We start from the raw sequence: 23,988 nt of genomic DNA, 5'->3' as shown, positions 1-23,988 counted from the left end.
AACAAATTTTGATACAGCCTCATAATACTGCTTGCAGTTTCAATTATTCCTCTTCAAATCGAATGGAAAAAAGATTGAAGAAGATACAGTTTTTATACTTGCGCTTTTTTATACTTTCGGCAATTTTTTAAATTTCCTGTAGAAAATGTAATCCGTTTTAAAACTCAATATTTTCTGTATTCATTTAACTTCTCATCTTTTTTTAATTAAACTCTGAAATTAAACCCTTTTATTTATTAACAGTTTTCTATAAATTAATCCAGATTTTTTTGATTCTCTGGAATAATAGATATGAAAGCAGCCTGACAGAACTATAATTAAAAACACTTTCTGGAGACACCTAAATATGAATCTTAAGTAAGTTTCAGATAAATAAAAGCCTGAGAGTCCTGTCCAGACACACAAGAGCTTAATTCCATTTTTAGGGAAAATATATTATGGAAGAATATATAATTACTCTGGCTTTTATAAGGTAAAAAATTCGGAACTCAAAGCGTTCAACAGTAGGCGAATTTTACAGGTTTTAATTCTCTAGATTGATAACTATAGGAGGAAAAAATAGTAATGGCTCTTGAACCAGGAATTTTAGCTGGATTTCTTGTAATATTCTTGGCTGTATTGCTCGGCCCTTTTAAGATACATGTTATTGAGGAAAATCTGGAACCATTTTTGCTTGTTTGTGGTATCGCAGCAATGACTCTTTCAGGTTTTGTCAAAATCCCCGGTGAAGAGACTGGCTGGCGGATGGAAATCATCGAAGAATCACTGACTTCACCTCTGCACGTTGGAGATATTTTTGGCATTCCAATCGGCATATTCCAGATTGTGCTTGTTGTCGGTTTGATTATTTATAAATGGCATGATCCGATCCACAAAGCAATCAGAAAGCTGACCGATATCCTTTCTGTTAAAGTCTTGGGTTTTCTTCTAATTGTTGTTCTTGGCTTATCCTCAAGTGTTATGTCAGCTATTCTTGCTGCAATTATTCTTGTTGAGGTAGTTAATGCAATGCCACTTCCTCGTAAGTCCAAGATTGACCTTACAATCATTGCATGTTTCTCAATCGGACTTGGCGCTGCGCTTACTCCCCTTGGAGAACCTCTCTCAACAATCGCCATCTCAAAATTAGCCGGTGAACCTTACCATGCTGATTTCATGTTTTTGTTCAATATGCTTGGTAAATATATCTTCCCGGGTATCTTTGCGTTTGGTCTTTTAGGAGTTTTCTTCCTTGGAAAAGCTGACCCGAAAGATGCAGGAATGAAAGCAGCAGATTATAACGAGACTATAAAGGACGTTATAATGAGAGCTGTAAAAGTCTACGTATTCATTGCAGCACTCGTGTTGCTCGGCGAAGGTTTCAAGCCTCTTATCCTTGAATACTTTATCCAGATTCCTTCTGGCATTCTCTACTGGGTTAACATGGTTTCTGCTATCCTTGATAATGCTACCCTTTGCGCTGCTGAAATCGGACCTGCTCTCAGTGAGATACAGATAAGGAGTATACTTATGGGTCTTTTACTCTCAGGTGGTATGCTTATCCCTGGAAATATCCCTAACATTATCTCCGCAGGAAAACTTGGTATTACCAGTAAAGAATGGGCAAGGCTTGGTTTCCCACTCGGGGTCATCTCGATGGCTATCTATTTCGTCGTTATCTTCGTACTTGGAATATAAGCTCAAAATGCACCCATTCAGGTGTAATTATATAGTGTAATTATATGTTTCAGATTCGGTGATAAAATAAACTTCAAAATCACCGAATCTGAAATAAACTTTAGTAAAGCTCCTCATATGACTAATAATTAGTTACAAATTCTCAGATTATCTCCTTAGCAGGTCTTAATTCTTATTTTGTAATGTTAATTCCTTTACAGATTTCCTAAATAACTTTTTTTCTGGAAGCGATATTCCTAATGTTTTTACCTAAGTTTGGAGTTTGCTCTTCTCTTTAATTATAGGCAATGTTTGAATGCAGGTAAAGGAGCCCATGAGTTAAATGCCGGAATGGATTAATGTTAAAATCGAGAACAAAAAGTTTGTGACAACTGTACGGAGGGAATAAAATTCTAAAGTATAATATAATGATAGATTAATATATTATAGGACTATATTTAAGAAAACAGGTTTCTATAAGGCCCAACCATTCGAGAATTTCATGCTGTTAAATAGCAAGCTACTTTCTCAGGCCCTTTATGACCTAGAGTAATAACTAAAGGAGGAAAACTAATGGCTCTTGATTTAGGAGTTTTAATTGGATTTCTTGTAATATTCCTCACCGTATTGATTGGACCTTTTAAAATACACGTTATTGAAGAAAATCTGGAAGTATTCCTGCTGGTCTGCGGTATCGCAGCAATGACACTTTCAGGTTTTGTTAAAATTCCCGATGTTGAAACAGGATGGAGTTTAGAAATTATTGAAGAGGCAGTGACTGCTCCATTGCACGTTGGAGATATCTTTGGTATTCCAATCGGCATATTCCAGATCGTGCTTATAGTCGGCCTGCTCATCTATAAATGGCATACTCCAATCCACAATGCAATCAGAAAACTTACCGACATGCTTTCTGTTAAGGTTCTGGCTTTTCTTTTGATTGTCGTGCTCGGCTTATCCTCAAGTATTATCTCGGCTATTCTTGCTGCAATAATTCTTGTTGAGGTAGTTAATGCAATGCCTCTGTCTCGAAAGTCCAAGATAGACCTTACAATCATTGCATGTTTCTCAATTGGTCTTGGAGCAGCACTTACCCCCCTAGGAGAGCCTCTCTCAACAATTGCTGTTTCAAAGTTAGCCGGCGAACCTTACAATGCTGATTTTCTGTTCCTGTTTAATATGCTTGGCAAATATATTTTCCCGGGTGTCTTTGCTTTTGGACTTCTTGGTGTGTTTTTCCTTGGAAAAGCTGACCCAAAAGCTCATGAAATGGAATCTGCAGACTATAACGAGACTGTAAAGGATGTCGTGATGAGGGCTATCAAGGTTTATGTGTTTATTGCGGCGCTCGTACTGCTCGGAGAAGGTTTCAAGCCCCTCATATTCGAGTATTTCATACAGGTTCCGTCTATGGCGCTCTACTGGATTAACATGGTCTCTGCTGTCCTTGATAATGCAACTCTGGCAGCTGCTGAGATAGGACCTATCCTTAGTGAATTCCAGATAAGGAGTATCCTTATGGGACTTTTAATCTCGGGAGGAATGATGATACCAGGAAATATTCCTAACATTATCTCTGCAAGCAAATTGGGTATTACCAGTAAAGAGTGGGCGAGACTCGGGTTGCCTCTCGGGCTTGTCGCGATGACTATCTATTTCATCGTGCTGTTTATACTCAAAATCTAAACTTTCAAATTTCTTTTTTTATTTTTATTATTCATCTTTTGAGAGTATTCTTTCGATTTAATTTCTATTTGCTCAGTAAACAAGTTTTTATTTATGTTCAGTTACTTCCTTCAATCAGAACTACTATTTTTATTTAACAGAATTATGTTCTTGGAATTAATATTCAGTCAGGAGTAAGGAGAAAACAAAATGAGAAGGGACTATATTGACATCGGCTACAGCCCGAAAGAGACGGATCTGGTCTGTGAATTCCACATTGAACCAACAGCAGGAGTGAATTTTGAAGAAGCTGCCACCCATCTGGCAGGGGAAAGTTCCATAGATTCCTGGACTGAGATTGCTACGCTGAGTCCTGAACTTGCAGAGAAACTGAAACCCCATGTCTTTTATGCGGATGAGGGTGCACAGACTATAAGGGTTGCTTATTCGGAAGAGCTTTTTGAGCTGGGTTCTGTCCCTCAGGTCCTCAGTGCTGTTGCAGGGAATATCCTGAGCATGAAAATAGTTGATAACGTAAGGCTGCAGGATATCGCTTTCCCGAAATCAATGATTAATGAATTCAAAGGCCCTAACTTCGGACTGCCGGGGATCAGAAAACTTGTGGGCGTACAGGACAGGCCTCTCATAGGGACTATTGTTAAACCGAAAGTCGGCCTGAACTCTGAAAAGCACGCTGAGGTCGCTTACAATTCTTTTGTCGGGGGCTGCGACCTTGTTAAGGACGATGAAAATCTGAGTGATCAGAAATTTAACAGTTTTGAGAAGAGAGCCGAGCTTACCCTGAAACTTGCAGAAAAGGCAGAGTCTGAGACAGGGGAAAAGAAGATGTACCTCTGCAATGTCACTGCCCCCACCTGCAGGGAAATGATCCGCCGCATGAACTTTCTTAAAGACCTTGGAGCCAGTTATGTAATGGTTGACATCGTGCCCGCTGGCTGGACTGCGATTCAAACCCTGCGCGAGGAAGCTGAGGATGCGGGTCTTGCCCTTCACGCCCACCGCTGCATGCATTCCGCCTACACACGAAACCCGCGCCATGGGATAAGCATGCTTGTTGTTGCCAAGCTGTGCAGGCTGATAGGCCTTGACCAGCTCCACATAGGCACTGTTGTCGGGAAAATGCATGGAGAAAAGCATGAAGTCCTTAACCTCAGGGACCAGTGCGTGCTCGATAAAGTGCCTGCCGACGAAAGCCAGCATATCCTTGCCCAGGACTGGGGGGGATTAAAGCCAATGTTCCCTGTAGCATCCGGAGGTCTCGCTCCTACAATGATCCCTGACCTTTATTCTATCTTTGGAAAAGACGTTATTATGCAGTTCGGAGGCGGAATTCACGCTCACCCAATGGGCACAGTAGCCGGAGCCACTGCGTGCAGGCAGGCTCTCGAAGCAAGCCTTGAAGGAATCAGCCTCCAGGACTATGCGAAAAATCATAAAGAACTTGAAACCGCTCTTGGAAAATGGTTGAAGAAATAAATTGCTGAGTGTGAAACAGCCTGTATAAGCGGAAATATCGGCAGCACTATTATAGGCTATGAACCGTGCACAGGTTTTACAAACAAAACAATAGCAAAATAACAATCAGTAAGGAGTTTTCCTCTGGTGAAGGCAGAAAACGGAAATAAAAAAGAGACCCGGATTTTGAGGGTCTCTGAAGTGAATTTTGACGTGATTATAGACGAGGCTGCGGAAATCATCCGAAAAGGAGGAACTGTCGCCTTCCCAACTGAGACAGTCTACGGGCTTGGGGCTGACGGGCTTAACCCGGATACCGTTCTGAAAATTTTTGAGGCAAAGGAACGCCCCCCGGGGAACCCTCTAAGTCTCCTTGTCCATTCCAGGGAAGACATTAAAAAGGTTGCAAAAAATATTCCTGAAAAAGCTCTCTTGCTTATGGACACTTTCTGGCCCGGTCCCCTCACAATTGTGCTTGAGAAAAAAGATACTGTTCCGGAAATCACTTCGGGAAACCTGCCTACAATAGGGCTCCGCATGCCTGACCACAGGATCCCCCTGGAACTTGTAAAAAGGGCAGGCACCCCTCTGGCTGCTCCAAGTGCTAACCTTTCAGGAAAGCCCAGTCCCAGCCTGGCAATCCATGTCCTGGCTGACCTGGCAGGCAGGATTGATGCGGTTATTGATGGAGGGGGGACAGCCATAGGGCTTGAGTCTACCGTTGTTGATATGACGGTCGAACCTCCTGTCGTGCTCAGGATAGGAGCCGTAGGAATTGGCGAGCTTGAAAAAGTTATAGGTAAAATCAGGCCCACATATGCGGGAGCCGAATCCGGGTCTGGAATGCTTATGCCTGAAAAACAGGCAGGACAGAAGTACAGCCATTACACTCCCAATACACAGGTCGTGCTCGTCGAAGGGAAAAGCGAAGAAAAAGTTTCTGAACAGATTGGTATTTTGCTGGAAGAACATGTGAGCAAAGGCCAGAAAGTCGGGCTTTTACTCAGTGATGAGACCGCAGGTTTTTTTACTGCCGAAGAGTTGAATGTCCACGACTGCTTTTTACTGGGGTCCCGAAAAGAGCCGGAAGGAGCCGCAAAGAGATTATTTGAAGGGCTCAGGACACTTGACGCAGCAGGGCTGGATGTGATCCTTGCTGACGGTTCTTTTTCCCATTCAGGACTTGGAGCTGCCCTTATTAACCGGTTAAGAGAAGCCGCTTCAGTAAGGCATCTTGTTTAAATCAGGGACATCGGTTAAATTGCAAGAGTATAAGTGAGGGTTTGACAGTCAGAGTTGAGTGAAGTTTGACACCCGGATCTGAAATTCCGATTCGAGGTTCAAATGTTGATAACCATTTATTTGGCATGAAAGTGCTCTCAAGTACTTTCATTTTTTGGGCATGTTATTCGAAGAATATCATGTGTGTTTTTTAGATATCTGGAGAGATCTTCTTGAAGGCGGAAAAAAGAGAACAGATGGAAAAGATGCGGGCTTATAAGAAAGTCCGCGAGCAGAACAAAAAAACGACATTAATAAGCCTTTCGATCCTGGCTACAGGTATGGTTTTGACAACTCTTGAAATAGACCTCCTTGGAATTGATATCGGATACTATTTGATGTGGGCTGGGGTTTTTGTCTTCTTTGTTGTCTCAATTCAGGGACTCTTTGCTGCCGGGTCCCTGCGAAAGCAGAGATAATTTTTTCGTTCTCTTAAAAGGGGATTTTTAAAATGGGTGAAACTATTGCAAGTGAAGAAATGCACAGGTACTTCGATGGGCTTGAGGCAAGATTAAAAGAAGCAATTGAGATTGCAAACAGAGCACGAGCCCGGGGAGGAGATCCCAGACCCGTTGTAGAAATCCCTCTTGCCAAAGACCTTGCGGATAGGGTTGAAAACCTTATTGGAGTCAAGGGTGTTGCTGAAAAGATCCGGGAACTTGAGGTCAGGATGTCCAGGGAAGAAGCTGCCCTTGAGATCGGAAAACAGGTTGCTGAAGGGGTGGTAGGAAGTTTTCCTTCAAAGAAAGATGCCGTTGAAGCTGCTATTCGTGTCTCAATGGCGGTTCTGACGGAAGGGGTGGTTGCGGCTCCTATTGAAGGAATTGATAAGGTAGACCTTGGTAAAAATGATGACGGTTCGCAGTACATAAAGATCTTTTATTCCGGGCCTATCAGAAGCGCTGGAGGGACTGCTCAGGCACTTTCCGTTCTTGTTGGCGATTATGTGAGACGCGGGATCGGGATCGACCGCTATAAGCCAAGAGAAGAGGAAGTGGAGAGGTATGTGGAAGAAATCCTGCTTTATAAGAGGGTTGCAAGCTTACAGTATACGCCTTCTGAAGATGAAATCCGCCTGATAGTCCGAAACTGTCCTGTTTGTATTGACGGGGACCCGACTGAAGAAGCCGAGGTCGAAGGGCACAGGGACCTTGAAAGGATAGGAACGAACCGCGTCAGGGGGGGGATGTGCCTTGTACTTGCCGAAGGGCTTGCACTCAAGGCTCCCAAGGTCAAAAAGCACGTGAATAAATTGAAGATGGATGGCTGGGACTGGCTCGAGACACTTATCGGGGGAGCTAAAAGCGGGGAAAGCGATGAAGATGAGCAGAAAAACAAAATCAAGCCAAAGGATAAATACATCCGTGACCTGATCGCCGGGAGACCTGTATTCTCTCACCCCTCAAGGCCTGGAGGATTCAGGCTGCGGTACGGGCGGTCAAGAAATACTTCTTTTGCTTCAGCAGGGATTAATCCTGCCGGTATGGTTTTGCTTGATGATTTTATTACTAACGGAACCCAGCTTAAGATAGAAAGGCCCGGTAAAGCTGCCGCAATGTCTGCCGTGGACTCAATAGAAGGGCCTACGGTAAGGCTTTTTTCAGGAGACCTTATCCGGGTAGATGATATAAAGGAGGCGTACGAAGTCCGCCAACAGGTTGAAGTAATTGTGGATATCGGGGAAATTCTGATCAATTACGGGGACTTCCTGGAGAATAATCATCCTCTCATGCCTTCTCCCTATGTTTTCGAGTGGTGGATTTATGATTACGAATCCGTCTGCTCCGAAAAGATCCTTGAGAAAGATTTGAAAAATCCGTCCGCCAGTTTTGCCCTCAAGCTTGCAGAGAAGTATAATGTGCCTCTGCACCCGAAGTTCACCTATCTCTGGCATGACATAAACCGAAATGAGTTTGAGGCTTTAAGAAAGTTCGTAGCTGAAAAAGGGACCTTTCTGGAAGGTGAAGGAGAAGGAGAAAGAGAAGGAGAAAGAGAAAGAGAAGGAGAAAGAGAAGGAGAAAGAGAAAGAGAAGGAGAAAGAGAAGGAGAAAGAGAAGGAGAAGGAATCCTCAAACTGCCCCTCGAAGACTCTGTTAAAGAGGGAATAAAGCCAGTGCTTGAAAAGCTTCTTGTTCTGCATAAGGTAAAAGAAGGCGGTATCTTTGTTGAAGAAGCTCTCCCGTTTATTTTATGCCTCGGGCTTGACAGTTCGCTTAAAGAAAAAGTCAGTATGCCGGATACTGGTGATATGGTAGAAGCCGCAGGCATTTTGAGCGGGTTTAAGGTTTATCCAAAGGCTCCTTCAAGGATAGGGGCAAGGATGGGAAGACCGGAAAAATCCGACCTGCGAAAGATGTCTCCTGCGGCTCAGGTTCTTTTCCCGATAAGCAATGCAGGAGGAATGACGCGTAACCTTGTTTCTGCTTCAGATTATACTTCGTGCATGAATGCCAAGATAGGGGAAATCGAAGTTGAACTGGGGCTAAGGGAGTGCCCTGCCTGCGGGAAAGAATCTTATTTCTGGCGCTGTGAATGCGGGGAATTTACCAATCCCAAACTCTCCTGCCCCCGATGCAAAATTGACGTGAGAGGTGCAGAAACCTGCCCCAAGTGTGGGAGAAAACCGACCTCCGTTGCGAATGTAAAGCTGGATTTCCGTCCTATTTACAAGCAGGCTTTTGAGAATGTGGGCGAAAGGGAAAAAATGGATATTATTAAGGGAGTAAAAAGGCTCATGAATGGGCAGATGACTCCCGAGCCTCTGGAAAAAGGAATCCTGCGTGCAAAGCATGATGTTTATATTTTTAAGGACGGGACGGTCAGGTATGATATGTCCGATATCCCCCTTACGCATATCAGGGCTGATGAGCTCGGAATTACCGCAGCCAGGCTTAGAGAACTCGACTATAAAGAGGACATCTATGGAAAGCCGCTTGAGAGGGACGACCAGGTTGTCTGTCTGAAGGTTCAGGACCTTTTGCTTTCTTACGATGGGGCTGAGTATATGCTGCGTACGGCAAAGTATGTGGATGAGCTTCTTGTGAAGTATTACAAGGTTGAACCCTACTATAATGCCGAAACCATTCAGGACCTCGTCGGGGTACTGATGATAGGGCTTGCTCCACATACTTCAGCGGGAGTGCTTGGGCGCCTTATAGGTTTTACAAAAGCTTCAGTAGGTTATGCACATCCTTTTTTTCATGCTTCAAAACGCAGGAATTGTGATGGGGATGAGGACTGCGTAATGCTTCTTATGGACGGAATTCTCAATTTTTCGAGGTCGTATCTTCCCGAGAAAAGGGGAGGAAAGATGGACGCTCCTCTGGTGTTGACCACCAGAATCGACCCCAAGGAAGTGGACAAAGAAGCCCATAATATTGATTTGCTTGCAAGATATCCTCTTGAGTTTTACAGGGCTACGCAGGAGATCAAAAGCCCCACCGAGATTGAAAGCATTATGGACCTCGTCAGCAGCCGGCTGGGTAAGCCTGATCAGTACGAGCACTTTATGTTTACACACGATACTTCAAATATTGCTGCAGGTCCTCTGAAATCTTCATATAAGACTCTTGGAAGCATGATTGAGAAGATGGAGGCTCAACTCTCCCTGGCTGGCAAGATAAGGGCGGTAGATGCACCTGATGTGGCTGAAAGAGTTTTAAAGTCTCATTTTCTTCCGGACCTGATTGGAAATCTCCGTTCTTTTTCCAGACAGCGCATGCGCTGCATCAAATGTGGAGAAAAATTCAGACGCCCGCCTCTCACAGGAGCATGCCCTAAGTGCGGGGGCAATGTAGTACTGACTGTACATGAGGGAGCTGTCCGCAAATATCTTGAAATTTCAAAAGAGATCGGTGAAAGGTACGGGGTTTCAAGCTATACCAGGCAAAGAATCGAGCTTCTTGACTATGATATCTGCTCTCTGTTTGAAAACCATAAGGTTAAGCAGCTTGGACTCTCGGATTTTATGTCCGGGTCTGCGCGCTGAGTTGAAAAATAGAGAATGTTCAGGAAGATGAAAATATTCTTATCGCCTTCAGGGAGAAGGTAGGGCAATCTAAAATCCGGTAAAAATGGAAATATTTATTAATAATGCCTCCAAACCTTCCTGCAGGATTTTTTTTCTTCCGGAAAAGAGGTTTTTTCATTCTCCGGTCTTTTTTTATCTGCAAAGTTCTCTCTATCTAATTGAGTAGCTTTCTATTGATTTTTTCGATAATTATATAATTTCTTATGGATTTATATAGTATCTGTTTTAATATCTATACCTTATTCTATAGCTCTTTTTTGATGATGTTTTGCTCTTTTTAAAGCTGAATTTGAACGGGTTCCGAGTAGATCAAGGCTTTAATCTACCGGCAGTCCAAGGGAGTTAATCTGATTAATAAGCTCTGTGAAACCTTCTATTTCCAGCTCTAGAACTTCTTCTCTTGTCATGCCTATGGACATTTCACCGTCTACTGAGAGGCGTTCCGGTCCTCTGCGAACAATCCTGTCTACTCCATCCTTTTTGAGAGCTTCCCTGACTTCCATATCATGCACAAAAGCTCTTCCAGGTATGAAGACAGTTTCAGTCACCTCGGAGAGGTCCAGATTTCTGAAATCATCAATTGTAATAAGGCAGCCTATGTCCTTTTTCAACGGGACTACATTCACGCTGCCTCCAAGAGCTTCAAATATTTCGGTAAGCCTGGGGGCTGCTACCTGCCCTGTAAGAACGGTTGCTTTTTTGGTAACTCCGGGAAGTTTTGAGAGGGCTTCGGGAACGTTCCGGATTGCAAAAGGCGAACCAATTAAAGGGTCTTCCAGTGGTGTTCCTGTGATCCTCATGGAAGGATGTTTTGCTGCAGAACTGCGTACAATTTCAGTGAACTCGGAGACTGTATGTGGAATTATCCCCGGGATAATGGGAGAATTGTTAAGGATAAGGCCGTTTTCCTGAAAGTTTGCAAACCTCATAAAAATGGCTCCCTTTGCGCCCATAGATTCCAGGTCGCTGAGGGTCTTTTCAAGTACCTCTCCATCGTTTATTCCCGGAAGAAGGACTATCGCTCCATACACTTCGCAGTGGGCACAGAAATCCCTGAGAACCTGAATAGATGCTTCGGGTTCAGGGTCTTTCATGTATTCGGCTCTCAGGGAAGGGTCTGTCGCAAAGACCGTGAAACTCACTTCCGTAACACCGTTCTTTATGTAAAAAAGAGCGTCATCAGGCTTGCTGAATCCCTTTCCGCTAGTATATCCAAGGTGTATTGGGGTGTTGAACTGGGACAGGAAAGTAATAAGATTCTTCAATTCGGGGTAGCAGCTTAAGTCTCCTCCTCCGCTAACAGTGAACTTTTTTACCTCTCCGGTTGCGAAATACAGCTTATTTGCAGTCTCTTCGAGTACCATCTGGAGAGGCTTGAAGCCTGAATACGATTCTTTTACGCTGCGAGTACAGTAATCGCACCCTTTTTTAAAGGGGAGGCAATACTTGCAGCCGAGGGGCTGAACGTCTTTGACTTTTTTAAAGTAGCAGTATTTGCAAAAGCCTCTACAGTCTACCCCGGGATTTCCACCTACGTCGACAACTACTTCCATATCAAACTTTCGTATAATGAGGATATTACTAAATCTTTTTGGTATGATTCTATGAGTGAGTATTAACAGAACCAAAAAAATTACATTAATTCAGGCATTTCTCAGAAAAATATATAAATAAGTTTTTTGTCAATTTTTTGATATTTTTGGGTGACCCTAAAAATTAAATTTTCTATTGATGCTGTTTTTTAATATAATTATACAAAAATACATTTCACCTTAATAAAATGATTTTTAAAAAAATACATGAATTCATCTAGCGGAGAACACAAAAGATTTAAGTACCTTCTAAACGAATGAGATTTCATTGGGAAAGTGGACACTTAAAAACGACGCGGTACTTGATTTATTGAGTGCAAAAGCACTCGATTAGGTGACCAGTCCCAAAGTGATTTTAATAAATTAAGGAGGAAATTAAAGTGTCTGACACAGTAGACATCTACGACGACAGAGGAAAACTGCTCGAGAGCAATGTCGACATTATGAGCCTTGCTCCAACAAGAAACGCAGCAATTAAAAAGATTATCTTGGACACCAAGCGGTCCGTTGCAGTCAACCTCGCAGGTATTCAGGGCGCACTTGCCAGCGGCAAGATGGGCGGTAAGGGCCGTCAGATCTTAGGCCGTGGACTCAACTACGATATCGTAGGCAATGTTGATGCTATTGCAGCAAACGTAAAGAAGCTTGTCCAGGTTGACGAAGGCGACGACACAAATGTCAGGGTCCTTAAAGGCGGAAAGAGCCTGCTCATTCAGGCCCCCTCATCCAGAATGGCCGCTGGTGCTGACTTCATGGCTGCAACAACAGTCGGTGCAGCAGCAGTTACCCAGACCCTCATTGACATGTTTAAAACAGACTTATACGATGCACCTATCGTAAAATCTGCAGTCTGGGGAAGCTACCCGCAGACAATGGACCTCATGGGCGGACAGGTTCAGGGTATTCTGAGCATCCCCCAGAACAACGAAGGTCTTGGCTACTCCCTCAGGAACATCATGGCCAACCACGTTGCAGCAATCACCAACCGTGGCGCAATGAACGCAGCAGCTCTCTCCTCAATCTACGAACAGTCCGGTATCTTCGAGATGGGTGGAGCAGTTGGTATGTTCGAGAGACACCAGCTCCTTGGTCTCGCTTACCAGGGTCTCAACGCCAATAACATGGTATATGACATCGTGAAGGAGAACGGTAAGGACGGAACCATTGGAACCGTTATCGAATCAATTGTCGGCAGGGCAATTGAAAACAATGTGATCTCCGTTGACAAGACCGCACCTTCCGGATATAAGTTCTACAAGGCAAACGACGTCCCAATGTGGAACGCCTATGCCGCAGCCGGTACACTTGCATCCACTCTCGTAAACTGTGGTGCAGGCCGTGCAGCCCAGAACGTCTCCTCAACACTTCTGTACTTCAACGACATCCTTGAGAAGGAAACCGGTCTCCCAGGATGCGACTATGGTAAAGTACAGGGTACTGCAGTAGGATTCTCATTCTTCAGCCACTCAATCTATGGTGGCGGTGGACCCGGTGTATTCAACGGTAACCACGTCGTTACCAGGCACTCCAGAGGTTTCGCAATTCCCTGCGTATGCGCAGCAGTAGCTCTGGATGCAGGTACTCAGATGTTCACAATCGAATCAACATCTGGCCTCATCGGCGACGTGTTCGGATCGATCGAGGAATTCCGCCAGCCAATTAAGGCAGTTGCAGGAGCGCTCTAAACAAATTAATTAAAAGGTCTAAAGATGTCAGACTCTGCTTCAAACACAGAAAATTCCATTCAAATTGAAATCTTTCCCAGTAGAATTCTGTCCCCTGAGACTGCTCAGAAATTACTCCTTGAGCTTTCTCAGGTTGATGGGATACTCCGTGTTATGATCCAGGGCAATAGACTTCCTGAAAAGGTAGGTTATGGTCCTGGCACCGGGGAAAAGGTTGAACATCCTCTGAGAAAGCCTATTCAGATCGGAGGTCAGGTTATTGAGCTCAGGGTTAGTGTAGGCAGGATCAGGCTTGAGGTCTTAAATGCCGAAGTCAAGGAAAATGTCAGGGCAGTATGCGAAAAAATGCTCCCGTTCTCTTTTGAATTCAGGGAAGGGCATTTCCTCAGGAGAAAGCCTACAGTAACTGACTACGCTAAACTTGGTCCTGAAGCTGATCCACGCTTGCTTGGTATGGTAGATCCCAAAGCCAAAATAAACCAGCTTGTCTTCATTGAGAAACAAGAGAAAGAAGACGATGAAGATAAAGATGAGTGAAAAGATATGATGTTTGACCGGGAAACACAGGTGGTTGATTGCCGATGCGGTGGAGGACTTGGCAAAGGAGGAGGACTTGCTCAAAGAGGCACTCTTTCGGAAGCCGGTCGTGCCGACGTTGTAGCTGTTGCCATGAGTCCCGGACAAAGGCATATCACAAAACCGGTATGTGAGATTACATACGGCATGAGGAAAGAAAACATTCAGGTGAGTGTGCTTGTACTTTACTCAGGTTCAGGTATCCCGGAATCAGGCATGAGGACAGGATCATTTGTATTGAGTCCGGTAGAAGTCGCACAGATCGAAATGCACAAGCTGGCTGTTATTCACCTCGGGAATATCAAAGACCATGTAATCAGAAAAACCAGAGAAATTTTGAGCCAGGTAGACATACCGGCAATCATAGTCAGCCAGATTCCGGTGGATTTTGAGGATTTTGCAGAAGCAGGGATAAAGACGAGATTAGTGATGCCAAGGGATGAAAACATCCGTACCAAAGGAATTGTGATGGATATGGTAAGTGGGGTTACACGCGGTGACTCCTGTCCCAGGGATAAACTAAGTTTAATAGTAAAATACGTCAAGACGACATTAGACCAGTTAAAAGATCATAAAGGAGTTGCATGAGATGGCATACGAATCACAGTATTATCCAGGCGCTACATCTGTCGGCGCTAACAGAAGAAAGCACATGTCCGGAAAACTTGAGAAACTCAGGGAAATTTCCGATGAAGACTTAACTGCAGTCCTCGGACACCGTGCCCCAGGGAGCGACTACCCGAGCACCCACCCACCACTCGCAGAAATGGGAGAGCCTGCATGCTCTGTCCGCGAAGCAGTGGCACCAACACCCGGTGCAGCAGCAGGAGACAGGGTCAGGTACGTCCAGTTCGCTGACTCAATGTACAACGCTCCGGCTACCCCGTACTTCAGATCATACTTCGCAGCAATCAACTTCAGAGGTGTAGACCCAGGTACCCTTTCCGGTCGTCAGATTGTTGAAGCCCGTGAAAGAGACATGGAACAGTGCGCAAAGGTCCAGATGGAAACTGAAATGACTGACCACGCCCTCGCAGGTATGCGTGGTGCAACTGTGCACGGTCACTCTGTCCGTCTCCAGGAAGACGGTGTAATGTTCGACATGCTTGACAGGAGAAGACTCGAAGGCAGCACTATCATAATGGACAAGGACCAGGTCGCAATTCCACTCGACAGGAAAGTAGACCTCGGCAAGCCAATGTCCAGTGAAGAAGCTGCAAAGAGAACCACCATCTACCGTGTGGACAATGTAGCCTTCAGGGACGATGCAGAAGTCGTTGAATGGGTACAGAAGATCTTCGATCTGAGAACTAAGTACGGATTCCAGCCTAAATGAGGTGATCATAATGGCAGCAGATATTTTCTCTAAATTCAAGAAATCAATGGAAGTCAAGTTCACACAGGAATATGGTTCAAACCAGCAGACTGGTGGAGACATTACCGCCAAGACTGAAAAGTTCCTGAGACTCGGTCCTGAGCAGGACGCAAGAAAAGCCGAAATGATCAAAGCCGGAAAGGAAATCGCAGAAAAGAGAGGCATTGCATTCTACAACCCAATGATGCACTCAGGTGCACCCCTCGGTCAGCGTGCAATCACTCCTTACACCATTTCCGGAACTGACATTGTTGCAGAACCCGATGACCTCCACTATGTCAACAACGCTGCAATGCAGCAGATGTGGGACGACATCAGGAGAACCTGTATCGTCGGTCTTGACATGGCTCACGAGACTCTCGAGAAGAGGCTGGGTAAGGAAGTTACCCCTGAAACCATCAACCACTACCTTGAAGTCCTTAACCACGCCATGCCCGGTGCAGCAGTGGTTCAGGAAATGATGGTCGAAACCCACCCCGCTCTCGTTGACGACTGTTACGTCAAGGTCTTTACCGGTGACGACGAACTCGCAGACGAAATCGACAAGCAGTACGTCATCAACATCAACAAGATGTTCTCCGAAGAGCAGGCAGCCCAGATTAAGGCCTCCATCGGCAAGACATCCTGGCAGGCAATCCACATCCCAACAATTGTCTCCAGAACAACTGACGGTGCTCAGACCTCCAGGTGGGCAGCCATGCAGATCGGTATGTCCTTCATCTCCGCATACGCAATGTGCGCCGGTGAAGCAGCAGTCGCTGACCTGTCCTTCGCTGCAAAGCACGCAGCTCTTGTCTCCATGGGTGAAATGCTCCCGGCAAGGCGTGCACGTGGACCAAACGAGCCCGGTGGACTTTCCTTCGGTCACCTCTCAGACATCATCCAGACAAGCCGCACATCCCAGGACCCAGCAAAGATTGCCCTTGAAGTCGTCGGTGCAGGATGCATGCTCTACGACCAGATCTGGCTCGGATCCTACATGTCCGGTGGTGTCGGATTCACACAGTATGCAACCGCTGCATACACTGATGATATCCTCGACAACAACGTGTACTACGACGTTGACTACATCAACGACAAGTACAACGGTGCTGCAAACCTCGGAACTGACAACAAGGTAAAGGCAACCCTCGATGTAGTAAAGGACATCGCAACCGAGTCCACACTCTACGGTATCGAGACCTACGAGAAATTCCCAACAGCCCTTGAAGACCACTTCGGTGGATCCCAGAGAGCAACCGTGCTCGCAGCTGCAGCCGGTGTCGCATGTGCACTCGGAACTGCAAACGCAAACGCCGGTCTCTCAGGCTGGTACCTCTCCATGTACCTGCACAAGGAAGCATGGGGCAGACTCGGATTCTTCGGTTTCGACCTGCAGGATCAGTGTGGTGCCACAAACGTTCTGTCCTACCAGGGCGACGAAGGTCTCCCAGACGAACTCCGTGGTCCAAACTACCCCAACTACGCAATGAACGTCGGTCACCAGGGTGGATACGCAGGTATCGCTCAGGCAGCCCACGCAGGCCGCGGCGACGCATTCACCGTCAACCCACTCATTAAGGTCTGCTTCGCTGACGATCTCATGCCCTTCAACTTTGCAGAGCCCAGGAGAGAGTTCGGCCGCGGTGCCATCAGAGAGTTCGTGCCTGCTGGTGAGAGATCCCTCATCATCCCGGCAAAATAAACTCAATAAATTAAACGACTTAAAACAGAGTAGGCCTTCGGGCCTGCTTTTTCTTTCTTTCCCGAGTCCCGCCTCGGGAGGGCGGTGTCCTTTCCGCCCCGAATTACGCATCGGGAGCACGCGGTCCTTTTCGCTCGCTTTGCTCGCTCAAGAGGACTAATTTACAAAATTACATATTGAGAGCCAGTATTGAGAACTGGGCTCAAGAGGACTAATTTTACGGGAAGTTGCTTCTTTTTGCTCATTCAAAAAAAGTAGAAGTGTGTCTATTTTCCTTTACACTTGATATCGTGATCCACGATTTCCTACCATCAGCTTTCCATTCCAGGCTCATATATTTCTATTTCAAATTACAATAACATTTTTGCCCAATTTGCCTGCGGCTTCGATAAATTCTGCTGTATCCACACCGGGAAACGTGTCTACGATACAAATATCATATTTTTCATCCAGGTAATTTACTAATTCTCTTATATCCGTACTGTAAACTTCAAAGTTGTTTCCGGATGCTATTAATTCTTCTTCGCTGCCTGAGAATTTTACCGGGAACCCGTTAGCTTCCAGATTAATCAAAGTAGTTTCTATTGCAGGGTGCCATATATCATTAAAAACAACTTTTCGCGCGCCGGCTTTAAGGCATGTGATTCCTAAACTTCCGGGGCCGCATGTGCAATCAAGAACAGAAGGATTATTATAATCTTTCAAAGCTTTTTCAAGTATTTCTATTTTCGGAGAGTGTACCTGCGGAAACTCTATGTGGATTTCATGCTGATATTTGTAAATCCCTAAAGCACCGTAAGGAGTCTGTATAATATCACATCTTAAATCGCATCCGGCAAGAAGTTCATATATATGGGGGCTGGAATCGGAGTCTTTTATGCCCACAGTTTTTCTTGCATCTCCCTTTAAAACTCCTTTAACTTCCGGAACTTCCTTTATAACTCTCTCAGCACATTCTTTATTCATTTCACTGGATAATATTACTAAAGAATTCTCAGGCAAAAAGGGTACATAATCAGTTAGATAGCCAGGAGTTATAAGAGGAACACATGCATTCCTTAAATTAGCTTTTTTATCTTTTATTCCTTCATCTATCATTACTTTTAGCACGTGAGCCATTACAATATCAAGCTGCCTTTTGCCGCATTTACAATTTCCAAAACGGTTATCTATTTCGTCCAGGTTAATCTGTTCTGCCAGAGGAGAGAATTTTCTTATTTTTTCTGTTTTGCAATCCCTGCATGGTTTGTAGAATAACTCAATGTCTTTCAGTACTTCCGAAACAGGTTTTATACATTTATCTCCGCACCTGCACTTTATTTCCATATATTTAATTGTGGATATTTTGTATAAGTACTATGTCATTTCTTATTATTCCTTATTATTCCTGAACTGGTTCAGATTCATTTAGAAGGCTAATGATTTCTTTGGCAGAGCGGAGAGTAATTTTTATCTCACTTATTCTTCAGGAATCTCTTCGATTTTTGCCCCAAGGTTTCGCATATCTTTAAAGAAATCAGGATAGGATATCGATACAGACTCAGTGGTGTCAACTATCGTGTTTCCTGCAACCATGCCTGCTATAGCTAGAGACATCACAATCCTGTGGTCGTCCCAGCCGTGGACTTCGGCTCCCTCAAGAGTCCCTCCGGTGATTGTCAGGCTGTCCATTTCTTCTTTGAGGGAGACTCCCATTTTCGGAAGCTCGGTCGCAAGGGCGTGAAGCCGGTCTGTTTCTTTATAGCGGACATGCTCGGCGTTTTCTATTCTGCTGGTCCCTTCGGCAACTGAAGCAAGGATGGCGACAGTCGGTACAAGGTCAGGGGTTGATCCGGCATCAAAGGTAATGGCTTTTAATTTCCTTCCTCCTCTTACGGTCACAATGCCAGCTTCCATGTCCCATGTTATGTCTGCTCCCATCTGTTTGAGAGTATCAATAATCACTTTATCTCCCTGTTTTGAAGGGAATAGATTTTTGACTGTGATTTCGGAGCCTTCAAGCATGGCTACAGCTGCTAGCAGGTAGGAAGCAGAAGAAAAGTCTCCGGGAACCGTGTATTCTTTCAGGTCGTATTTCTGTTTTCCGGGGATGATAAATTTCGTGCCGTTATTATCATCTGTATGGATTTTGACTCCTGCCAGCCCGAGCATTTCTATGGTCACGTCAACATAAGGTCTTGACTTCAGTTTTCCTATAATGGAAAGAGTGGTGCTGTTTTCAGCAAGCGGGCAGGCTATAAGAAGAGCAGAGATAAACTGGGAGCTGATCGAGCCGCTTATTTCCACTTCAGATCCCTTAATTCCTCCTTTGACCACAATAGGCGCTCTTTCGTTTCCTCGCGTAGAACAGGCTTTTGCTCCCAGCCTGTTGAGAACTTCAAGAAGAGGTCCGTTTGGACGCGTGCGAAGAGATGAGTCTCCTGTAAGTACAGTGATTCCGTCAGTTAAGCCTGCTATTGCTGTCATAAAGCGGAGGGTTGTCCCTGAATTTGCGGCATCAATTACATCATCAGGAATACCGGGCTTTCCATTAGATCCCTGGATGATGAGATTTTCTTTCTCCCGTCTAACCGCGGCTCCGAACATCTCAGAAGCTCTGATTGTAGCAAGAGTATCAGCGGAAAGGAGGGGACGGTGAATGATCGATTCTTTTGAAAGGGCTGCGAGAGTTATAGCCCTGTGGGTGTAACTCTTTGAAGGAGGGGCAAAGACCTCCCCTTTGATTGAGGATTTGCTAATTGAGGCGCGCATGTATAATCAGAGCTCTTCTATTTTTTTAATCCGGGTGTTGTTGAGTTTGACTGCTTTCTTTTTACCTTTTGAAACAGTTGACTGCTGAGTTTGAGCGAAACTTTCAGTTTATACCTTTCACAATGTTTTCTACCATGTCCCAGTCGTGGTCATAGACATGGGCTGAAATGCTTACAGTGGTGATTACTCCTGGCTCCACTCCTACTTTTTCGGCAACGTATTCAAGAAGTTTGGAGAGTCCGTAAAGGTTTGCAGGGTAAGCTCCCCCAAAGTCGTGGCTCCTGAAAAGTGTAGTAAGGTGGACTTTCTCATCCCGGATCTTGAAGTCGTCCAGGATCATGCAGGGGACTTCATTGACCTTTGTATCCACAGGCGGAATCCAGGTTACAGCTGTAGCACGTCTGGAGGTAGGACTCTCCTTCAGCTTTTCGATTACATACTCTATCTGGTCCACCTCCCCATTCCAGTTCCTCAGGCGTTGCCCGTAGGTGTACTCAAAGTCCTGTATGTTTTCGCCTGAGATCAGCTGTTTCGCATATTCTTCAAGCCTTTCCTCATTCCAGGCAGTATCTGCGGGAATTCTGTCTGTATAGGGATTTTCAATTACCACCATCAGATCCATGAATTCCTTTATCTGGCTTCCCCTTTCGTCAGTAATTACTCTCCCGTGGTTCCAGATAATATTAAGTCCGCGGTACCATGCATCAGAAATGTTCTTTGCCCTGATGATCCTGCCAATCTCAAACTTGTTTTCCATAAAAAGCTCCCCAATCAGATAGGAATAGGGTGTGAATAACCGTGCAATAATTTGTTATACCAGAAGTGTTCTTCACCCGAGTTATCTGTCTGCTTTATCAAGCATTCTACAAACATCAGATATGGACTGATATAATTTAATTTGTTGGATCTTGTCTTTACCTTTTATCGGTAATCTTACCATGAACAGATATCTTTTCTTCTATCTTTTGCAGGCTATCAGTCTATTTATTTCATCTATCACTATCTTTTATAAGTTTCTTTTATAAGTTTCTTTTATAAGTTTCTTTTATAAGTTTCTTTTATAAGTTTCTTTTATAAGTTTCTTTTATAAGTGTCTTTTCTCTGTGAGTCTGATAATTCCTGTGTAGTCTGATACCATATAGCACGCTATGTTTAAAAAAATACCGGGAAGGCTTTCAAAGAGAAAACGGACCTGAAATTTACGATTAAAGAATTTAAAGAAACTATACATGAAAATGAAAATTAGAAAGATGAATACTGAAAACAAATTAAAAATGAATCGAAGAACAAAATCGAAGATAGGTCAAAAGGTAGAAATAAAAATGAAACTTAAAAAGTTAGAGGGTTTTAGAACTTCATTGCCCTCAGGCGCCTTACACGTTCATCGGTCACGGGGTGAGTCCTGAAGAGGGACTGAACAGCTCCTCCTTTCAGAGGGTTGACAATAAACATGTGGGCACTGCTTTCCTTTGCCTGTACATCTGAGACTCTCGCTCTGTAATGAGAGTTCCCATATTCGAGCTTTTCAAGAGCATCAGCAAGAGCCCATGGTTTTCTGGAAATCCTGGCTCCTTCTTCATCGGCTGCAAATTCTCTTGACCTTGAGATTGCAAGCTGGATGAGGGTTGCAGCAATCGGCGCCACAATGGCCATTGCGATAAGGCCAACGATTCCGCCGTTGCCGTCATCGTCCCTGCCTCCGAAACCGCCGAATATTGCAGCCCACTGCGCCCAGTGAGCAAGCATTGTGACAACACCTGCAAGGGTTGCAGCTATAGCACTTATCAGGGTATCCCTGTTCTTTACGTGTGCCAGCTCATGTGCCAGTACACCTTCCATCTCTTCATAAGAGAGGAGCTCAAGAATTCCGGTAGTTGCAGCCACAGCCGCATGCTTTGGATCTCTGCCGGTTGCAAAGGCATTGGGCATTCCGGACTGTACAATATACACTTTAGGTTTTGGTATTCCTGCTTTCATCACGAGCCCATCGACAATCCTGTGCAGGTTTGGAGCTTCCGCAGGGGAAACTTCTTTTGCCCTGTACATCTTAAGGACTATCTTGTCACTGTACCAGTAGCTCCCAAAGTTGAGAACTACTGCAAACAGGAATGCGATGATCATTCCGCCTGTTCCGCCAAAGTAGTCACCTATGATAACAAGGAGACCTGTAAGGGCGGCAAGCAAAACTGTAGTTTTAAGCATGTTCTTCATGACTTCTCACACGACGTCCTCCCAGGCTAACGTCTGGGTTTTCGGTCTTTGATTTCTATGTTCTGGACTTATTTTAATAAGTTCGATTAAATAGAATCAATAATAAGTATTCTGTTTACAGATATATATTTTTTATCTCGCATCAGGCAGGTTTCTACAATGGTGCCACATGGTTTTCCTTTTTATCCATAAAACCATTTATGGCTGTCTCAAAAAGGAAAAATTAAACATCAAGCTGGAAGTTTTTTCCTCTTTGCGATCGTATTTTCTCTGCCTTCTGCTACAATCCCCAAACTTTAAACTTAAAGCACAACTAAAATATCGGTTTGGATATATTTATATTTTGTATGCTTTTGTATGCAATATTGGTTTGATTTCAAACCATTATATGGGGACTTCAGGTATATATTATTTGTTGAAAGAAATTTTTTAGATTACTCCATCTTCAAAATAATCTGTATCCATCTTTTTGACTTCATATTATTTTACCCTCGAAACCCCAACGTTATACTCAATCATTAGCCGTGCAAGCATTTCCCCGTCAACCAGGACAATATTTCCTGTAAAGTCGGCATATTCAATAGCCTCTTTTGAAAAGCTTGAGGTCGTTATGAAAACTCCTTTCTTAGCCTTCTTACCTATAAGAGCTCCGGCAAACTTCTGGATTTCAGGTTTTGATACCGTACCTTCCCAGCGCTTCGCCTGTATATAAATTACATCGAGCCCTAGCCTGTCTTCTTTTATGATGCCATCAATGCCGCCGTCATGGCTTTTGCCAATCGCTTTTCCGGCATCGACTCTTGAACCCCCATATCCCATTTTTGTCAGAACGTCAACAACCAGTGATTCAAAGAAAGCAGGAGAGCATTTTTTAGTAGTAGAAATTATTTCGGAAACAAGTTCGTTGTGAAGTTTCTGATATGCGATTTCGAGAGATTCTTCGGGGTCGAGAGCTCTTTTTCCTTCCGCTTCGGGAACATCTGGCTTGTCAATTAAAACCTGTTTGTCCTTATTGTAAAATTCATTAAATTCCTTGTATCTCTTCAGAAAACTGACATCAATGGAAGGAGGTTTTTCTCTGAGAACATCCAGTCCTCTCCGGGTAATGGAAAAATATCCTTTTTTTCTGGAACCCAGTAGTCCAGCCTTTTTCAGATAAGTATTAGCCCATCCTATTCTGTTCTTAAAAATAGCCTGTTGACCACTCGGTAGAAGTTCTTTTCTTTCCTCTTCACTCAGCTCGAATTCTTCGGCCAGTTTTTCTATTGCATCGCGAATGTGGTGCTCTTTACCGTCTCCTGCATATTTCAATAAAGGGAGCATTACAGCCTGATAATCTGGAATTGCCATTAAATCACTCGAAAGCCTGATTAATTCTACTAAGAACTTTGAGTGACCTTCTTTTTATGATTTGCTATTTTTTCTTTATGTCGGCTTCAGGTTATATTCCGTTCTCAAAAGCCCGCTTTCATATCTCTCCGTATTGTTCATCTTGAGTTTAATCTCTTTTCCAATCCGATCAAAAAGCGGAATTCCTCCTCCAAGAATGATCGGAACAATAAAAACGATCATATCATCCACCAGGTCTTCTTCGAGAAACGCCTTAATAAGCTGTGAGCCACCCACAAGCCAGATATCCTTGTCAGTATTCTCTTTCAGCTGGCGCGTGAACTCCCTGACATTCCCGGAAACAAATTCTACGTTTTTCTCCCGGAGCAGAGGCTCTTTTTGCCCTGTAAAAACATAAGTTTTCTTCTCCCTATAAGACCAGTCTCCAAAACCCAGGACCTGTTCATAGGTTTTTCTGCCCATAAGAACTGTACCGATTGATGCGTAAAATTCGGAGTAGCCGTAATCGGTTTCGGAATTGTTGTCGTATTCTGTTAACCAGTATATGCTGCCGTCTTCTCTGGCTATGTAACCGTCGAGGCTGCAGGCGATGTAAAGTTTTATTTTTGGTATATTTATTTCCCCTGAAACGAATTAATGGTTCAACAAATTAGTAT

The 23,988-nt window shown here is 44.2% G+C and carries 18 protein-coding genes; 11 read left to right on the top strand and 7 right to left on the bottom strand.

What is annotated here, in order from left to right; translation table 11 throughout:
* The first annotated feature begins 564 nt into the window (after positions 1–564).
* The 6 genes from M886_RS03610 (at position 565) to M886_RS03585 (ending at position 10,066) form a co-directional block, all read left to right on the top strand.
* Positions 565–1,677 (top strand): DUF1646 family protein, encoded by a 1,113-nt coding sequence (locus tag M886_RS03610; protein WP_048050674.1) that lies wholly within the window; start codon positions 565–567, stop codon positions 1,675–1,677.
* A 552-nt stretch (positions 1,678–2,229) separates the two neighbouring features.
* Positions 2,230–3,342: a DUF1646 family protein gene (locus M886_RS03605; protein WP_011033199.1), complete on the top strand. Its 1,113-nt coding sequence runs from the start codon at positions 2,230–2,232 to the stop codon at positions 3,340–3,342.
* A 189-nt stretch (positions 3,343–3,531) separates the two neighbouring features.
* Positions 3,532–4,818 (top strand): type III ribulose-bisphosphate carboxylase, encoded by a 1,287-nt coding sequence (gene rbcL, locus M886_RS03600; protein WP_015411687.1) that lies wholly within the window; start codon positions 3,532–3,534, stop codon positions 4,816–4,818.
* A gap of 126 nt (positions 4,819–4,944) precedes the next feature.
* On the top strand, positions 4,945–6,039 hold the full coding sequence (locus M886_RS03595) for an L-threonylcarbamoyladenylate synthase (RefSeq protein ID WP_048050673.1): 1,095 nt from the start codon (positions 4,945–4,947) through the stop codon (positions 6,037–6,039).
* A 212-nt stretch (positions 6,040–6,251) separates the two neighbouring features.
* Entirely contained in the window at positions 6,252–6,497 is a 246-nt protein-coding gene (locus tag M886_RS03590; protein WP_011033196.1) for a hypothetical protein, read from the top strand.
* 32 nt (positions 6,498–6,529) lie between these two features.
* Positions 6,530–10,066, top strand: a complete 3,537-nt coding sequence (locus M886_RS03585) for a DNA polymerase II large subunit (RefSeq protein WP_048050672.1) — start codon at positions 6,530–6,532, stop codon at positions 10,064–10,066.
* A gap of 359 nt (positions 10,067–10,425) precedes the next feature.
* Here the strand turns inward: M886_RS03585 and mmp10 are convergent, their stop codons facing one another.
* Positions 10,426–11,661 (bottom strand): methyl coenzyme M reductase-arginine methyltransferase Mmp10, encoded by a 1,236-nt coding sequence (gene mmp10 / locus M886_RS03580; protein ID WP_048050671.1) that lies wholly within the window; start codon positions 11,659–11,661, stop codon positions 10,426–10,428.
* Between the two features lie 419 nt (positions 11,662–12,080).
* Between mmp10 and mcrB the strand changes: the two genes are divergently transcribed.
* From mcrB to mcrA, 5 genes are read left to right on the top strand one after another with little or no spacing between them, the layout of a single operon-like run.
* Entirely contained in the window at positions 12,081–13,385 is a 1,305-nt protein-coding gene (gene mcrB / locus M886_RS03575; protein ID WP_048050670.1) for a coenzyme-B sulfoethylthiotransferase subunit beta, read from the top strand.
* Between the two features lie 24 nt (positions 13,386–13,409).
* The gene (mcrD, locus tag M886_RS03570; RefSeq protein WP_048042495.1) at positions 13,410–13,922 is read left to right on the top strand and encodes a methyl-coenzyme M reductase operon protein D; all 513 of its coding nucleotides are present in this window, start codon (positions 13,410–13,412) and stop codon (positions 13,920–13,922) included.
* A gap of 6 nt (positions 13,923–13,928) precedes the next feature.
* Positions 13,929–14,549: a methyl-coenzyme M reductase I operon protein C gene (mcrC, locus tag M886_RS03565; protein WP_048050669.1), complete on the top strand. Its 621-nt coding sequence runs from the start codon at positions 13,929–13,931 to the stop codon at positions 14,547–14,549.
* A 1-nt stretch (position 14,550) separates the two neighbouring features.
* Complete coding sequence (gene mcrG, locus M886_RS03560; protein WP_048050668.1) at positions 14,551–15,297, top strand: coenzyme-B sulfoethylthiotransferase subunit gamma; 747 nt, start codon at positions 14,551–14,553, stop codon at positions 15,295–15,297.
* Positions 15,298–15,307: 10 nt separating this feature from the next.
* Positions 15,308–17,020 carry a coenzyme-B sulfoethylthiotransferase subunit alpha gene (gene mcrA / locus M886_RS03555; RefSeq protein ID WP_048050667.1) on the top strand — a complete coding sequence of 571 codons (1,713 nt, stop codon included), beginning with the start codon at positions 15,308–15,310 and terminating at the stop codon, positions 17,018–17,020.
* A 345-nt stretch (positions 17,021–17,365) separates the two neighbouring features.
* On the opposite strand, the gene M886_RS03550 is transcribed toward mcrA, so the two are convergent.
* The 6 genes from M886_RS03550 to M886_RS03525 all read right to left on the bottom strand — a co-directional run bounded on the left by M886_RS03550 (position 17,366) and on the right by M886_RS03525 (position 23,794).
* Positions 17,366–18,346 carry a 50S ribosomal protein L11 methyltransferase gene (locus M886_RS03550; RefSeq protein WP_015411681.1) on the bottom strand — a complete coding sequence of 327 codons (981 nt, stop codon included), beginning with the start codon at positions 18,344–18,346 and terminating at the stop codon, positions 17,366–17,368.
* A 132-nt stretch (positions 18,347–18,478) separates the two neighbouring features.
* On the bottom strand, positions 18,479–19,771 hold the full coding sequence (aroA, locus tag M886_RS03545; RefSeq protein ID WP_015411680.1) for a 3-phosphoshikimate 1-carboxyvinyltransferase: 1,293 nt from the start codon (positions 19,769–19,771) through the stop codon (positions 18,479–18,481).
* A 103-nt stretch (positions 19,772–19,874) separates the two neighbouring features.
* Positions 19,875–20,528: a thymidylate synthase gene (locus tag M886_RS03540; RefSeq protein WP_011033186.1), complete on the bottom strand. Its 654-nt coding sequence runs from the start codon at positions 20,526–20,528 to the stop codon at positions 19,875–19,877.
* Positions 20,529–21,118: 590 nt separating this feature from the next.
* Positions 21,119–21,982, bottom strand: a complete 864-nt coding sequence (gene htpX / locus M886_RS03535; RefSeq protein ID WP_011033185.1) for a zinc metalloprotease HtpX — start codon at positions 21,980–21,982, stop codon at positions 21,119–21,121.
* 480 nt (positions 21,983–22,462) lie between these two features.
* Positions 22,463–23,332 carry a restriction endonuclease gene (locus M886_RS03530; protein WP_048050666.1) on the bottom strand — a complete coding sequence of 290 codons (870 nt, stop codon included), beginning with the start codon at positions 23,330–23,332 and terminating at the stop codon, positions 22,463–22,465.
* A 75-nt stretch (positions 23,333–23,407) separates the two neighbouring features.
* Entirely contained in the window at positions 23,408–23,794 is a 387-nt protein-coding gene (locus M886_RS03525; RefSeq protein ID WP_235203863.1) for a dihydrofolate reductase family protein, read from the bottom strand.
* Between the last annotated feature and the right edge of the window lie 194 nt (positions 23,795–23,988).

Origin of the sequence: Methanosarcina soligelidi, from assembly GCF_000744315.1 — an archaeon.
Classification (GTDB): Archaea; Halobacteriota; Methanosarcinia; order Methanosarcinales; family Methanosarcinaceae; genus Methanosarcina; species Methanosarcina mazei.
The sequence above is the reverse complement of the archived record's forward strand: the minus strand, read 5'-3'. Positions and strand labels throughout refer to the sequence as shown.

What these genes read in the sequence shown, in the direction of transcription:
- M886_RS03550 (WP_015411681.1), bottom strand. Translation starts at nt 18,346, where the DNA reads ATGGAAATAAAGTGCAGGTGCGGAGATAAATGTATAAAACCTGTTTCG.
- M886_RS03585 (WP_048050672.1), top strand. Translation starts at nt 6,530, where the DNA reads ATGGGTGAAACTATTGCAAGTGAAGAAATGCACAGGTACTTCGATGGG.
- mcrC (WP_048050669.1), top strand. Translation starts at nt 13,929, where the DNA reads ATGATGTTTGACCGGGAAACACAGGTGGTTGATTGCCGATGCGGTGGA.
- M886_RS03605 (WP_011033199.1), top strand. Translation starts at nt 2,230, where the DNA reads ATGGCTCTTGATTTAGGAGTTTTAATTGGATTTCTTGTAATATTCCTC.
- aroA (WP_015411680.1), bottom strand. Translation starts at nt 19,771, where the DNA reads ATGCGCGCCTCAATTAGCAAATCCTCAATCAAAGGGGAGGTCTTTGCC.
- mcrG (WP_048050668.1), top strand. Translation starts at nt 14,551, where the DNA reads ATGGCATACGAATCACAGTATTATCCAGGCGCTACATCTGTCGGCGCT.
- htpX (WP_011033185.1), bottom strand. Translation starts at nt 21,982, where the DNA reads ATGAAGAACATGCTTAAAACTACAGTTTTGCTTGCCGCCCTTACAGGT.
- M886_RS03530 (WP_048050666.1), bottom strand. Translation starts at nt 23,332, where the DNA reads ATGGCAATTCCAGATTATCAGGCTGTAATGCTCCCTTTATTGAAATAT.
- M886_RS03525 (WP_235203863.1), bottom strand. Translation starts at nt 23,794, where the DNA reads ATGGGCAGAAAAACCTATGAACAGGTCCTGGGTTTTGGAGACTGGTCT.
- mmp10 (WP_048050671.1), bottom strand. Translation starts at nt 11,661, where the DNA reads ATGGAAGTAGTTGTCGACGTAGGTGGAAATCCCGGGGTAGACTGTAGA.
- M886_RS03610 (WP_048050674.1), top strand. Translation starts at nt 565, where the DNA reads ATGGCTCTTGAACCAGGAATTTTAGCTGGATTTCTTGTAATATTCTTG.
- M886_RS03540 (WP_011033186.1), bottom strand. Translation starts at nt 20,528, where the DNA reads ATGGAAAACAAGTTTGAGATTGGCAGGATCATCAGGGCAAAGAACATT.
- mcrA (WP_048050667.1), top strand. Translation starts at nt 15,308, where the DNA reads ATGGCAGCAGATATTTTCTCTAAATTCAAGAAATCAATGGAAGTCAAG.
- rbcL (WP_015411687.1), top strand. Translation starts at nt 3,532, where the DNA reads ATGAGAAGGGACTATATTGACATCGGCTACAGCCCGAAAGAGACGGAT.
- mcrD (WP_048042495.1), top strand. Translation starts at nt 13,410, where the DNA reads ATGTCAGACTCTGCTTCAAACACAGAAAATTCCATTCAAATTGAAATC.